This is a genomic window from Amycolatopsis sp. DSM 110486 (genome assembly GCF_019468465.1).
Taxonomy (GTDB): domain Bacteria; phylum Actinomycetota; class Actinomycetes; order Mycobacteriales; family Pseudonocardiaceae; genus Amycolatopsis.
The window spans coordinates 10313952-10327165 of record NZ_CP080519.1 but is presented as its reverse complement, the minus strand read 5'-3'; the positions used below and the strand labels follow the sequence as shown (position 1 = coordinate 10327165).

Below are 13214 nucleotides of genomic sequence, written 5' to 3'. Positions count from 1 at the left end.
GGAGGCAAGATGCGCATCACGCGTGAACAGAACGAACGGCTCACCCGGGTCGAGGGCGAGGCCCCCATGGGGCAGGTCTTCCGCCGGTACTGGATCCCGGCAGTCCTGTCCGAAGAAGTCCCCGAGCCCGACAGCCCGCCCGTGCGGGTGCGGCTGCTCGGCGAAGACCTGGTGGCGTTCCGGGACTCCAACGGCGAGGTCGGTCTGCTCGACGCCTACTGCTCGCATCGGCGGGCGCCGTTGTTCTTCGGCCGCAACGAGGAATGCGGTCTGCGCTGCGTGTACCACGGCTGGAAGTTCGACGTGAACGGCAACTGCCTCGACACGCCTTCGGAGGAACCAGGTGCGCGGCTGCGGTTCCGCGCCGGCATCAAGGCGTACCCGGTGTACGAGGCCGGCGGGATCGTCTGGACCTACATGGGACCGGTCGACACCATGCCCGAACCGCCGGACTACGAATGGCTGCGCGCGCCCGAGACGCACCGCGGCGTCTCGAAGACCAACGAGCCGTGCAACTACCTGCAGGCGATCGAAGGCGGCATCGACACCGCCCACTCGTCGTTCGCGCACAACAACGACCTGTCCAACACCAAGTCGCTGCGGGCGCTGGACCGGCACCCGAAGCTCGAGGTCCAGCTGCAGCCGCACGGGTTCACCTACGCGAGCCTGCGCCGCGTCGGCGGCGGGCGCCGGTACCTGCGCGTGTACCAGTTCGCCATGCCGTTCATGCAGATCCGCAGTGTGCTGCTGAGCTGGCACGGACAGGGCGAGGACGCCGAGTATCCCGCGCTGCACGGCCACATCTGGGTGCCGATCGACGACCACAACACCGCCATCTACAACTTCGTGTACTCCGCGCGGCCCGAGCAGCCGATGCCGCAGGGGTGGTTCGCCGAGCACGAGGACGAGATGGGCCGCGGCCCGCAGGACTTCAAACCCGGGACCTACTGGCTGGTCCGGGAACCGGAGAACGATTTCATGATCGACCGCGAGGTGCAGCGCACGCGGACCTTCACCGGCATCGAGGGCGTCAACACCCAGGACTTCGCGATCCAGACCGGCATGGGCCGGATCGTGGACCGCAGCAAGGAAGCGCTCGGCAGCACCGACCTGGCGATCACGACCGCCCGCAAGCTCCTGCTCGACGCGACCGACCGCGCCGAGCGAGGGGAGCCGATGGTCGGTGCCGGCCCCGAAGACCACCGGGACACCCGTGCGGCAGACCTGCTCGTGGCCGAGGGCGACGAATGGCGCGAGGCCGCCAAGGACCTGCAGTCCGCTTGGTACTGAGCCACCGCCGAACTCACGAAAGCGACCCATGACCTACAAGATCGTGACCATCCGCGCCACCGGCCTCACGCCCGAGGCCGTGTCCGAAGAGCTCGAACGCGAGCTCAACAACGCCGTCGCCGAGGGGTGGACCTTCGACCGGATCCAGCCGATCATCTACAACTCCTCGACCACGGGCTACCTGCTGCTCATCCTGAACAAGGCGGGGGAGAGCGCATGACGCGCCGGCTCACCGTCGCCCTCACCGCCAACACGTTCACCCGCCCGCTGCTCGACGGTCGCGTCGGAATCGCCGGCGTCGACCCGACACTGCTGTCCTACCACCCGTCGGAGCTGTTCTGGCGGCAGCTGCACTTCGCCGAGTTCGACGTCTTCGAGGCGTCGCTGTCGACCTGCTTCCGCCTGGCCTCGCTGGACGACCGGCGGTTCGTGGCCCTGCCCGTGTTCACCACCCGCACGCTGTGCCACCTCGGCATCGTCGTCGGCGAGCGCTCGGGTATCGAGAGCCCCGCGGACCTGCGCGGGCGGAAGATCGGCGTGCCGGAGTACCAGCAGACCTCCGCGGTGTGGAGCCGCGGCGTGCTGCAGCACGACTTCGGCGTCGATCCCGCCGACGTCCACTGGGTCATGGAACGCGGCGCCGCCCACAGCCACGGCGCGGCCACCGACTTCCGGCCGCCCGAGGGCGTGCGCGTCGACGTCATGTCCCCGGAGGAGAACATCGGCACTCTGCTCGCCGAGGACTACCTCGCCGGATCCCTGCTGTACCTGTCGGAGAAGAACCTCGTCGACCGCTCGCCCGAGCGCAGCGAAGCCGAGCTGAGGGTCCGCCGGCTGTTCGACCCCGAGGCCGAACGCGCCCGCTACCTCGCCGGCGGCACCGGGCTGCACGCCACGCACTGCGTCGCCGTGCGCCGGGAGCTCGCCGAGGAGCTGCCGTGGCTGGCGCTGAACCTGTACTCGGCCTTCACCGAGGCCAAGGCCGCCGTGCTGGCCGAGGCCGCGCGGAGCTTCGAACCGTGGCGGTTGCTGGATCCCGCGACCGCGGACGCCGCCCGCGGGGTCGCCGCGACCGACCCCGTGCCCTACGGCATGGAGGCCAACCGCACGATGCTCGACCGGCTTCGCCAGTACGTGGTCGAGCAGGGCATCGCCGTGCGCGAGGTGCCGCTCGACGAAGTCTTCGCCCCGCAGACCCTGGACCTGTAGGCCACCGCGCCCGTTCCCACCCCCCATCCGCACGAAGGAGAAACGCATGGCTGAGATCGTCGCCGCGGCGGCCGCCGTCCACGCGCCGCAGCTGCTGAGCCGGCCCCGGCACGAGGAGCTCGACAAGCTCGACAAGAGCACGGACGCGCTGGTGGCGTTCGGCGCCGCCATCGAGGAAGCCGCTCCCGACGCGGTCCTCGTCATCGGTCTCGACCACCTCGAGACCTTCTGGCTGGAGGCGGTGCCCACCTTCACGATGGTGGTCTCGCAGGAGTGCGAGGCGCACTACATGGAACAGCGGATGCAGAAGAAGGTGCACACCGAGGTCGCCGTCGACCTGCTGAAGAAGGTGATCGCCGACGGCTTCGACGTCACCTACTCCCAGGAAGCCGTGCTGGGACACGCGTTCCTCACGCCGTTCAAGTACATCCTCGGCAAGACCGACGCCCCGGTGATCCCGCTGCTGGTCAACACCTACCTGCCGCCGATCCCGAGCCCGCGCCGCTGCTACGAGCTGGGCCGGGCCATCGGCCGCGCGCTGGAGACCCGGGACGAGCGCATCGCGATCATCGCGAGCGGCGGCATGTCCCACTTCCCGGGCACCTCCCGCTACCTGGCGCCGAACTACGAGTTCGACCGCTGGGTCATCCAGGAGGCCGCCGCCGGCCGCTACCAGGACCTGCTCGACCTCACCCCCGTCAACCTCGACGAGGTCGGGGAAAGCGAGCTGCTGACCTGGTTCGTGCTGCTCGGCATCATCGGCGAGCTGCCCGGGCACCTGCTCTCGTACCAGGAGCTGGCCCACCACGGCCAGGGCGTCGTCCAGTTCCTGCCCAAGGCCGCCGACGACACCGTGCACGAGGCGAGCCGGGAGGTGTCGGTGCCGAAGTACGGCGGGTACGAGTTCACCAGCGAGGACTTCATCTACTACAAGTTCCCCGAGCCGGAGTCACTGCCGCTCAACCGTTTCCTCCACCGCCTGATCGTGGAGGAGCAGCTGCGCGACGACTACGCGCGCGACGCCGACGCGGTGATCACCGCCAGTGGCCTCGACGCCCGCTTCCAGGACGCGTTGCGCCGGCCGGGGTTCGACGCGCTCGTCGAGGCAGGGGCGCACCCGTTGCTGGCACTGTCCTCGCGCCAGGTCGTGCGGCTGGCCGCCGACCGCATGGGGACGGGTTCGTGACCGCGCCGGAAGGGACGGTCGAGGTCGAGGTCAGCGGGCGGCGGATCGTCGGGAACGGTGTGCTGGAGGTCGAGCTGCGCCCGGTCGACGGCAGCCCGTGGCCCGGCCACGGGCCGGGAGCGCACGTCGACGTGCATTTGCCCAACGGCCTGATCCGGCAGTACTCCCTGCTGGCCGCGTCCGCGGGCGCCGAGACGGCGAAGATCGCGGTGCTCAAGACCGCCGACTCCCGGGGCGGTTCGCGGTTCGTGCACGAGCGGCTGCGGCCCGGGCACCGGATCCTCGTGAGCGAGCCCAAGAACACGTTCGAGCTCGGGGAGGACGGCGCGCACGTGGTGCTGATCGCGGGTGGCATCGGTGTGACGCCGCTGCTGGCGATGGCTCGCCGGCTCGCCGCGCGGCACGCCGGCTTCGAGTTCCACTACCGCGTGCGCACGCCCGACCGGGCGGTCTACACCGCCGAGCTCGAGTCCCTCGTCCCCGCCGGCGCCCTGCACGTCGGAGCGGACTCCGACGGGAGCACGTTCGCCCCGGAGGACGTACTGCGCGCGGCCGGTCCACACTCGACGGTCTACGTGTGCGGGCCCGAGCCGTTCATGGACTACGTGCGCAAGGGCGCGCTCGCCGCGGGGATCGGAGCCGAGGCGTTCCGGGTCGAGCACTTCAAGCACGAGGCCGACACCGAAGGGCGTCCGTTCGTGCTGACCGCGGCCCGGAGCAAGGTGACCGTGGAGGTCGGCGCAACCGAGACGCCGGCCCAGGTCCTCGACCGCGCGGGCGTGTTCGTCCCGACGGCGTGCGAGCAGGGCGTGTGCGGCACCTGTGTGGTGGGGGTCCTCTCGGGAACGCCGGACCACCGCGACGTCGTGCTGACTCCGCGGGAGAAGGCATCCGGATCGGTCATCACGCTCTGCTGCAGCAGGGCCACCACTTCCGAGCTCGTCGTAGACCTCTGATTGTCCAACAATATTGCTAGTCATATTGTTCGACATCACGTAGTCTCTGTACGCGGGTGCGCGGAGCGCAGCCGTTACCGGAATGAGGAGCAACGATGCTCGAGAAGCCGCGGCAGCGCCTTGCCTGCCTGCTCGCTGTGGCCTGCCTCGGCGGCCTGACGGCGGCCTGCGGGTTTCCCCCTGTGAACACCGAGGCGGTCGCGGTCTACGCGAAATTCGCCGCCATGAAGGGGAAATCGCGCCACGACCAGCTCGTCGACGCCGCCAAGGCCGAGGGCCAGCTGGTCATCTACGTCACCAACACCGCGATCGAGAAGAAGATCGTCCCCGCGTTCGAAAAGGAATACGGGATCGACGTCGCGGTCTACCGCGCGACGACGGAACAGGTCCGCGGGCGCGTGCTGCAGGAAGCGGGCGCGCACCGGGTCCTGAACGACGTGGTCGAGACCAAGGACTCCGAGATGGCGATCCTGGGCCAGCAAGGACTGATCGCCCCGTACACGAGCGACATCGCCGGCACGATCCCGGCCGAGGCGAAGACCGACGACATGGTCGGGGCCTACTACATCGCCACCCTGCCGATCCACAACGTGCGGCTGGTCCAGCCCGGCCAGCTCCCGCCCGATCTCGCGGGTTACGCCGATCCGAAGTGGCAGGGCAAGGTCGCGGTCGACCAAGGCGACTTCAACTGGTACGAGGACTTGTACAACTACTACACGAAGCAGAAAGGCATGTCCGACAACGACTTCGCCGCCATGATGAAGCGCGTGGCGAAGAACGTCCGGGTCGTCGACGGCCACGTCTCCAACACGACGCTGCTGCAGGCGGGCGACTTCCCGGTCTTCCTGTCGGACTTCCTCCAGTACGTGCCCAGCCGCGCGAAGGACCTTTCGTTCCAGCCGGCCATGGACCCCGTGACACTGCAGATCCTGGGGGCCGACCCGATGAAGGGCGCCGCCCACCCGGCGGCCGCGCTGCTGTTCTGCGACTACTACCTCACCGAGGCGCAGAAGTACCTGCACGACGCCGGATACATCCCCACCAACCCCGCGGCGATCCCGGGCTACCAGCCGCGCCTGCCGGAAGGAACCGATTTCGTGTACGACGACTGGCGGACCCTGGCCTCCGACCGGGGCAACGCGTGGCAAGAGGCGTGGAGCAACCTGCTCAAGGGCAAGGACCCGGTGCTTCCCCGATGACCCAGACCGTTCTCGACCGGCCGCCTGCCGGTCACGACCCCGGGCCGGGCCCCGGGATACTGCGCCGGGTACTCGGCCGCGTCGAGGCGAAGCACGTGGTCGTGGCGGTGGTCGTACTGCTGCTCGGCTACCTCGTCCTGGTGCCGCTGGGCTTCCTGCTCTGGCGCACCTTCGTCGCCGACGACGGCTCGGCCAGTCTCGGGGGCTTCGCGCGGGCGTTCCCGAACGACTCCGACACCTGGGCGATGATCGGGAACACGCTGGCGTTCGCCTTCGGCTCGATGGTCGTGTCGATGGTGATCGGCGGTGGGTTCGCCTACCTGGCCGAGCGCACCGACGTCCCGTTCCGGCGGCTGCTGAGCCTCTCGGCCCTGATCCCGCTGATCATCCCGGCGATCCTGTACGCGCCGGCGTGGATCTTCCTCGGCAGCTCGAACATCGGCCTGCTCAACAACGTCACCGGGTTCCTGTTCGGCATCCGGCCGTTCGACGTCTACTCGGTGTGGGGCATGATCTGGGTGCAGAGCCTGCACTCCGCGCCGATCGTCTTCCTGTTGCTGTCGGCGGCTTTCCGGGCCGCGGACCCGTCGATGGAGGAGGCGGCGAGGGTCGCCGGGCTCGGCCGGTGGCGGGTGCTGACCCGGATCACCTTGCCGATGGTCAAGCCCGCGCTGGCGGGCGCCGCGCTCATCGTCTTCGTGCAGTCGCTGGAAGTCTTCGAGATCCCCACGTTTCTCGGGCTCTCGGGTGGTCACTACGTGCTCACCAGCAAGCTCTACTACCTGTACCAGGAATACCCCACCGACTACCAGGCGATCGGGGCGATCGGGATCGGCCTGCTGGTGATCGCGTGCGTCGGCGTCTGGCTGGCCGGGCGCGCCGGCGGGTCGCTGCGCGAGTCCGGGACGATCAGCGGCAAGGCGTTCCGCCCGCGGCGCGAGAAACTCGGCCGGGGCAGGTGGGTCGCGGCATTGTTCGTGCTGGGCTACTTCGTCCTCGCCGTGGTGCTGCCGCTGCTGGTCCTGCTCTACTCCTCGCTGCTGAAGAACTACGAACAACCCAGCCTCCAGGCAATGGGTGATCTGAACCTCGACAACTACCGCACGTTGTTCGGCGACAGCGGGATCATCCGGTCGTTCGAGCACACCGCTATCGTCGCCGTCTGCGCGGCCACCGCGGCGATGGTCCTGTCCGCGGTCGCGTCCTGGGTCGTGGTCCGCACGAGGTCGTCGGGCCGGCGGCTGCTCGACGCGCTGGCGTTCTCTCCGCTGGTGATCCCCGGTCTCGTGTTCGGGGTCGCGCTGGCGGTGGTGTACCTGCGGACGTCGCTGCCGATCTACGGGACGCTGATCATCCTGTTCATCGCTTATACGACCCGGTTCATCCCCTACGGCATGCGCTACGCGGGCTCGGCGCTCGCGACGGTGTCGGCCGAGCTCGAGGAATCGGCCCACGTCTCCGGGGCTCGCTGGTTCGAAACGATGCGGCGCGTGCTGCTCCCGCTGGCCGCGCCGGGCCTGATCGGCGGATGGGTCTACATCCTCATCGTCAGCTTCCGGGAGCTGCAGAGCAGCATTCTGCTCTACACCCCGGGCAAGGAAGTCCTCTCCGTCACGATCTTCCAGGAGTACCAGGACGGCAACACCACCCTCGTGTCGGCGATCGGCGTGGTCCTCGTCGTCGTGCTGACGGTCCTGGTCGTCATCTCGCAGCTCATCTCGGCGCGCCGCGGCGTGCGCAACCAGTAGCCCGAACCCAAGGCGGTCGAAGTGATGCTCAAGATCAACGACGTGGTGAAGAAGTACGATCCCGCCTCGTCCGGCCGGCTGCGGCGGCGGGGGATCGACGTCGACAAGCACCGTCCCGCGCTGGGCGGGGTGAGCCTGCGGGTCGAGGAGGGGCAGTTCCACACGCTGCTGGGGCCCTCGGGGTGCGGCAAGACCACGCTGCTGCGTTCGGTCGCGGGGCTCGAGCACCCGGACTCCGGCGAGATCGAGCTGGGCGGCGACACGCTCTTCTCCGCCGAGCGGTCCGTCGACCTCTCGCCGGACCGGCGCAAGCTCGGCATGGTCTTCCAGTCCTACGCGATCTGGCCGCACATGTCCGTGCGGCAGAATGTCGCGTTCCCGATGCGGGTGGGCCGGGAAAAGCGGCCCAAGGCCGAGGTCGACAAGCTGGTGGTGGCGGCCCTGGAGTCGGTCGGGCTGAGCGAGGCCATCGACCGGTCGGCCACCAAGCTCTCCGGCGGCCAGCAGCAACGCCTCGCGTTCGCCCGCGCGATGGTCGGCCGGCCGCGCCTGCTGCTGCTGGACGAGCCGCTGTCCAACCTCGACGCCCAGCTGCGCGCGTCGATGCGCCTGGAGCTGAAGCGGTTGCAGAGCGAACTGGGGCTGACCACCCTCTACGTCACCCACGACCAGGCCGAGGCGCTGGCGATCTCCGACGTGATCACCATCATGAGCGGCGGCCGCATCATGCAGCAGGGCACCCCGCGCGATATCTACGACAATCCGGAGAACCTGTTCGTGGCCCGGTTCATCGGGTCGCCGAACCTGCTGTCGGCGAAGATCGACGACGGCTCCGGCCGCCGGACGGTGCTCACGGACATCGGGCCGCTGGTGCTCGACGAAGCGGTCCCGGCCGGCCTCACCGACGTCGTTCTCGTGCTGCGCCCCGAAGACCTCGAGCCGCGGCGACGCGCTGACGGCACCCACGGGTCGCCGGGGGCCAACGAACTGTTCGGCACCGTGGTCGCGCAGTCGTTCGAGGGCGAGTGCATCCGGCACATCGTGGCGGTCGGCGACGAGCGCATCGAGTGCCGGTCGGCCCGGCACTCGGACGTGCGTCCCGGCGACGAGGTGTCGGTCCCGGTGCCTGGGCGGGCGTTGTCGGTGGTCGACGCACACGACGAACCGCACTGAGCCGACGGTGAAACACCCGATCGTCCAATCAGATTGCCAACGATCCTGTTAGGGTAAAATGGCAACGATCCGGCTGGACGGCCGGCCTGGAAAGGAGGGCGGCCGCCTGTGGAAAACCGAGAAACGCTCGTCGACCGGTTGCGGACCGCCATCGTCCACGGCGAGCTCTTTCCCGGCCAGCGGCTCGTCGAGGTCGACCTCGCGGCCGCGTTCGGATCGTCGCGCGGGAGCGTGCGCGAGGCCCTGGTGATGCTGGAGAACGAGGGCCTCGTGATCCGTGAGCGCAACCGCGGCGCGTCGGTGCGGCCGATCTCGCTGCGCGAGGCGATCGAGATCACCGAGGTGCGCGCCGTGGTCGAGGGGCTGTGCGCGCGCAAGGCCGCGTCGGCGATCGGTGCGGAAGACCGGCGCCGCCTTCAGAAGCTCGCCAAGGCGATGCGCGCGGCGGTGAAGGCCGGCGACATCGCCGGCTACAACGACATCAGCCAGGAATCGCACCACGTGATCCGCGAGCTGGGCGACCAGCGGACGGCCACCGAGGTGCTGGAACGGCTGCGCTACCCCAGCGTGCGGTACCAATTCCAGGTGTCGTTGCTGCCGGGGCGGATCGAGGAAGGGCTCGCCGAGCACGTCAGCGTCATCGAGGCGGTCGCCTCAGGGGACGGGGACCGGGCCGAGGCCGCGATGCGAGCTCACTTGTCGAGCCTGGTCGGGTCCTTGCAGAAGCTCAGCGAGCTGGGCGGCCTGCCCAGGACGACGCTCGGTCGCACGCCGGCTTCGTGACGCGTGCGGCCGGGCCGCGTGGAGTTTCACTTCGACGAGGTGATCGGCTTGGGTGAGCACGGAGCGGGGACCGGCGGCGTGTCGGCTGCTCGGTTAAGGGAACTGTCGGGGCCGGTGACGTCGCGTGCAGCCTGACGTGGTGGACACCGAAGGTGCGACGTGGCCGTCCGCGGAAGAACGAGAACAGCCGCTCGGGCCCACGGCGGCCCCTGCGATCAGCGACGCCATCCGCGACACGATCCTCCGGGGTGAGTTCGTGCCGAACCAGCGGCTGGTCGAAAGCGACCTGGCCGACCAGTTCGGCGCGAGCCGCAGCGCGGTCCGGCTCGCGCTGCTGGAGCTGATGAACGAAGGGCTGATCGAGCGGGTCCGGAATCGGGGAGCCCGCGTCCGCGCGGTGTCGCTGGACGAGGCCGTCGAGATCTGCGACGTCCGCCTGATGCTCGAACCGTTGTGCGCGTCACTCGCCGCGCTGCGGGCCGATGCGTCCGAGCGTCGTGGCCTGCACGCACTTGGGGACGCCATGCGCGTCGCCGTCGACGACGCGGATCTGGCCGGGCAGTCGGAACTCAACCACCAGTTGCACACACTCGTGCGAAAGCTCAGCGCTCACCACACGGCGACGCGCATCCTGGAACGCCTGCGGGCGCAGTCGGTGCTGCACCGCTTCCGCCTCACCACACGGCCAGGCCGAGCTCGCGAATCCCTCACCGAGCACCTCGCCATCATCTCCGCGATCTGCGACGGAGACGCGGACCGAGCAGCCGACGCGACGCGCCGGCACTTGCGCGCTGTTCTCGATGCTTTGCAACAGACTGGCGCCACGTCGTAGACGTCAACTTGACCGGCGTTCCCAGCGAACGTTCAACTCCGGTCGGCTCGGGTGAGGTGAGCTCCGTGCACCCGCGGTGGGGCGGTTCCGGTCCGCGGTCCATTGCGCACTTTCCGTAATATCCGCAGGTCCGGGGGGTCTAATCTGGCCTCGACAGACCGATGTGCCGACTCTTGTGCGGCCCGGGACACTGGTCTAATCTCTCGGGATGCAGTCTTCAGACCACTCCGAGCGTGCCTCGTTGCCGCAGCGGCGGTACTTGCGCGTGGCTCAGGCGCTTCTGAGTGAGATCCAGCAGGGGGGTTGGACTGCTGGGGCTCGACTGCCCTCGGACCGCGATCTCTCCGCCAAGTTCGAGGTGTCGAGGGCGAGTGTGCGCGAGGCACTGTTCGCGCTGGAGCTGAGCGGTGCCATCGTGGTGCGGCACGGTGACGGTACCTACGTGGCAGACCTGAGCCGGGGGCTGTTCAAGGGCTCCGGACGTGAGATCGGCTCAACGCCCGAGCACGTCATCGCCGCACGGCTGGTGGTCGAGCCACCGCTTTCCCGCCTGCTCGCGGCAAATCCCGGTGATCTTGACCTGGACAAGGTGCAACACGAGGTCGACCTGGCCGCCGGCTTGATCGACGAGCCGGCACAGCTTCCCGACTTCGTCAACCACTCGATGGCGTTCCACGCCGACTTGGCCGCGATGTGCCCGAATCACATTCTCAGCCACTTCGCGTTGGAACTGGTCGAGATCGATCGGCAGCCGTTGTGGGTCTTGATCAACCAGATCGTGCTGCAGGACCGCGAAAATCGCCTCAAGCTGATCAACGATCACCAGCGCATCCTCGACGCGATTCGCAGTGATGGCCCGCGCGGTGCGGAGGATGCCATGAGGGATCACTTGCGGCTGAACAAGGAACAGCTCTTCCCCGGGCAGGCGGGGGTCGAGTGGCCAGGTCTCTGACCGCATCCCAGAAGAGGAATCATGACTGACAGTGTCACGGGAAAGTACGTCCAGGTCACCTACGATCCCGCGAACCCACCGGCTGACGGCCTGTTGCTGAGTGCGGCCGACGTCCCCGAGATCCAGAACTGCCTCGGAGTGGTGACGATCCCACCAGGATCGCCCAAGACCGACACGATCGCGCACGCCACTTCCGAGGTCATGTACGTTGCCCAAGGGGCTGGTCGGCTGCACACCGACCAAGGCGTTCTGGATTTCGAGCGAGGCCAGGCGATTTTCATCCCTGCGGCTTCGTGGCACGCGCTGGAAAACACCGGAGGCGAGGACCTCGTTTCCGTGTTCTCCTTTCCCTCTCCTTCGCGGCCGTCAACGCGCGCCCAAAGGGTGTCCTGAGGACCCGACAGGCAATACTCAAACGTAGGAAGTAGAGTCATGGCATTCGATGCGAAAGCCGCCATGAGCAAAAAACCCAGGTCACTCGGTGAAATCATCGATGGCATGGGGCTCACCAGAACCCACTATCTGGCACTTGCTCTCGTGGTGCTGGGCGGCCTCTTCGAGGTTTTCGAGCAGCTCATTCTCTCGGCGCTCGGCCCCTCTCTTCAAAAAGATCTCGGCATCGATGCCTCCGCCTTGGCGCTTCTCTCCACGGTAAGTCTCATCGCCATTGTCATCGGCGGCATCGTCGGCGGTGTGATCGCGGACCTGCTGGGCCGCAGGAGCCTGCTGGCCGTCAGCCTGGGAATCTACTGCCTGGGCTCGGTGCTGTCGGCCATGGCGCCGAACTCGACCGTTCTCGGTGTCACCCGGGTCGTGACCGGCCTGGGGGTCGGCGGTGAGATCGCGGTCGGGCTCACCTACCTGTCCGAGCTGACCCCGACCCGGGTCCGGGGCGTGTTCGTTTCCCTGTTCAACACGATCTCCGCGGGCGTCGGCTTGTTTCTCGCCTACGCCTACACGTTGTTCGTGATCGGCCCGTTCGCCTCGGCGGTCGGCGCCGGCGACAACGACTGGCGGTGGGCCTTCGGCTTGCTGGGGCTTCCCGCTGTCTTGATCTTCTTCTTCAGGCGGTATCTGCCCGAGACGCCGGCCTACCTCTTGAGCCGGGGCAAGATCCTGGAGGCGAACGAGGCTCTCACCCGCCTGGCGACCGGCAGGCTGCGCGTGCGAAGCGGCGACATCCACCCCTACGTCGACAGTCAGACCGCCGCCGTCTCGGAGAGCGCACAGGGCGACGGGCCCGCATCTCAGGCGTTGAAGAGTGTCCTCACCAAGCCACTTCGCCGGCGCACCATCGCGTTGGGGATCGCGGCGTTCCTGGCGTGGGGCGCGCAGTTCAGTGTGGTGCTGCTGATGCCGATCATGCTGGTCAACCGGGGTTATTCGGTGCAGGGCAGCGTGACGTTCACCATGCTGCAGAACCTGGGCGGTCTCATCGGCTGCGCGATCGCCTCGTACGGCGGATTTGCCATTTCTCGCCGGACCGTGGTCTGTGTGGGTGCGGTGTGCAGTGCCGTCGCCGTGCTCGCCTTCGCCATCTTCGCTCAAGGCGATGCGCTCATCCTGACACTGGGATTTGTGTTCCAGATCTTCGTGCTCCTCGTCAACACCACCATCTGGACTTGGGCGCCGGAGCTCTTTCCGACCCGGGTTCGCAGTTTCGGAACGGCTGTCGTCGTCAACACCGGTTTTGTCGGCGGTGCGATTCTTCCGTTGATCGCCAGCTCTCTTCTGCAGGGTGTCGGCCAGTTCTGGGTGTTCGCCATCGTGGCCGTGATGTATGTGGGGTTGGGGCTGGCGGCGCTGTTCGTTCCGGAAACCCATCGGGTTCCCCTTGAGGTTCTTCACGGCTCCGGGCAGTGATTTCGTGAGTGAGGATATGAGGT

At 68.0% G+C, this 13214-nt stretch carries 13 protein-coding genes; all 13 read left to right on the top strand.

Translation table 11 applies throughout. The features are described 5' to 3' along the window. Nucleotides 1–9 precede the first annotated feature (9 nt). The 13 genes from K1T34_RS49805 to K1T34_RS49745 all read left to right on the top strand — a co-directional run bounded on the left by K1T34_RS49805 (nt 10) and on the right by K1T34_RS49745 (nt 13191). A complete protein-coding gene (locus K1T34_RS49805; RefSeq protein WP_220241734.1) occupies nt 10–1290 on the top strand; it encodes a Rieske 2Fe-2S domain-containing protein in 1281 nt (426 codons plus the stop codon). Between the two features lie 28 nt (nt 1291–1318). Beyond that, nucleotides 1319–1510 carry a hypothetical protein gene (locus K1T34_RS49800; RefSeq protein WP_220241733.1) on the top strand — a complete coding sequence of 64 codons (192 nt, stop codon included), beginning with the start codon at nt 1319–1321 and terminating at the stop codon, nt 1508–1510. After that, nucleotides 1507–2499 (top strand): ABC transporter substrate-binding protein, encoded by a 993-nt coding sequence (locus K1T34_RS49795; protein ID WP_220241732.1) that lies wholly within the window; start codon nt 1507–1509, stop codon nt 2497–2499. The genes K1T34_RS49800 and K1T34_RS49795 overlap by 4 nt, the downstream gene beginning before the upstream one ends. Before the next feature lie 46 nt (nt 2500–2545). Continuing rightward, a complete protein-coding gene (locus K1T34_RS49790; protein ID WP_220241731.1) occupies nt 2546–3685 on the top strand; it encodes a hypothetical protein in 1140 nt (379 codons plus the stop codon). Further along, nucleotides 3682–4641 (top strand): PDR/VanB family oxidoreductase, encoded by a 960-nt coding sequence (locus K1T34_RS49785; protein WP_220241730.1) that lies wholly within the window; start codon nt 3682–3684, stop codon nt 4639–4641. Before K1T34_RS49790 ends, K1T34_RS49785 begins: the two co-directional genes overlap by 4 nt. Before the next feature lie 95 nt (nt 4642–4736). Continuing rightward, nucleotides 4737–5840 carry an ABC transporter substrate-binding protein gene (locus K1T34_RS49780; RefSeq protein ID WP_220241729.1) on the top strand — a complete coding sequence of 368 codons (1104 nt, stop codon included), beginning with the start codon at nt 4737–4739 and terminating at the stop codon, nt 5838–5840. After that, complete coding sequence (locus tag K1T34_RS49775) at nt 5837–7588, top strand: iron ABC transporter permease (protein WP_220241728.1); 1752 nt, start codon at nt 5837–5839, stop codon at nt 7586–7588. The genes K1T34_RS49780 and K1T34_RS49775 overlap by 4 nt, the downstream gene beginning before the upstream one ends. A gap of 24 nt (nt 7589–7612) precedes the next feature. Then, nucleotides 7613–8761 (top strand): ABC transporter ATP-binding protein, encoded by a 1149-nt coding sequence (locus tag K1T34_RS49770; protein ID WP_255638863.1) that lies wholly within the window; start codon nt 7613–7615, stop codon nt 8759–8761. Between the two features lie 108 nt (nt 8762–8869). Next, nucleotides 8870–9544, top strand: coding sequence for a GntR family transcriptional regulator (locus K1T34_RS49765; protein WP_220241726.1), 675 nt, complete (start codon nt 8870–8872; stop codon nt 9542–9544). 139 nt (nt 9545–9683) lie between these two features. Beyond that, nucleotides 9684–10376, top strand: coding sequence for a GntR family transcriptional regulator (locus K1T34_RS49760; RefSeq protein WP_255638155.1), 693 nt, complete (start codon nt 9684–9686; stop codon nt 10374–10376). 208 nt (nt 10377–10584) lie between these two features. After that, nucleotides 10585–11328, top strand: coding sequence for a FadR/GntR family transcriptional regulator (locus tag K1T34_RS49755; protein ID WP_220241725.1), 744 nt, complete (start codon nt 10585–10587; stop codon nt 11326–11328). A 21-nt stretch (nt 11329–11349) separates the two neighbouring features. Beyond that, a complete protein-coding gene (locus tag K1T34_RS49750; RefSeq protein ID WP_220241724.1) occupies nt 11350–11721 on the top strand; it encodes a cupin domain-containing protein in 372 nt (123 codons plus the stop codon). 39 nt (nt 11722–11760) lie between these two features. Then, nucleotides 11761–13191, top strand: a complete 1431-nt coding sequence (locus K1T34_RS49745) for an MFS transporter (RefSeq protein WP_220241723.1) — start codon at nt 11761–11763, stop codon at nt 13189–13191. Nucleotides 13192–13214: the final 23 nt, after the last annotated feature.

Bases quoted from the DNA above. Each gene is read 5' to 3' on its own strand.
- K1T34_RS49805 (WP_220241734.1), top strand. From the start codon at position 10: ATGCGCATCACGCGTGAACAGAACGAACGGCTCACCCGGGTCGAGGGC.
- K1T34_RS49800 (WP_220241733.1), top strand. From the start codon at position 1,319: ATGACCTACAAGATCGTGACCATCCGCGCCACCGGCCTCACGCCCGAG.
- K1T34_RS49795 (WP_220241732.1), top strand. From the start codon at position 1,507: ATGACGCGCCGGCTCACCGTCGCCCTCACCGCCAACACGTTCACCCGC.
- K1T34_RS49790 (WP_220241731.1), top strand. From the start codon at position 2,546: ATGGCTGAGATCGTCGCCGCGGCGGCCGCCGTCCACGCGCCGCAGCTG.
- K1T34_RS49780 (WP_220241729.1), top strand. From the start codon at position 4,737: ATGCTCGAGAAGCCGCGGCAGCGCCTTGCCTGCCTGCTCGCTGTGGCC.
- K1T34_RS49775 (WP_220241728.1), top strand. From the start codon at position 5,837: ATGACCCAGACCGTTCTCGACCGGCCGCCTGCCGGTCACGACCCCGGG.
- K1T34_RS49770 (WP_255638863.1), top strand. From the start codon at position 7,613: ATGCTCAAGATCAACGACGTGGTGAAGAAGTACGATCCCGCCTCGTCC.
- K1T34_RS49755 (WP_220241725.1), top strand. From the start codon at position 10,585: ATGCAGTCTTCAGACCACTCCGAGCGTGCCTCGTTGCCGCAGCGGCGG.
- K1T34_RS49750 (WP_220241724.1), top strand. From the start codon at position 11,350: ATGACTGACAGTGTCACGGGAAAGTACGTCCAGGTCACCTACGATCCC.
- K1T34_RS49745 (WP_220241723.1), top strand. From the start codon at position 11,761: ATGGCATTCGATGCGAAAGCCGCCATGAGCAAAAAACCCAGGTCACTC.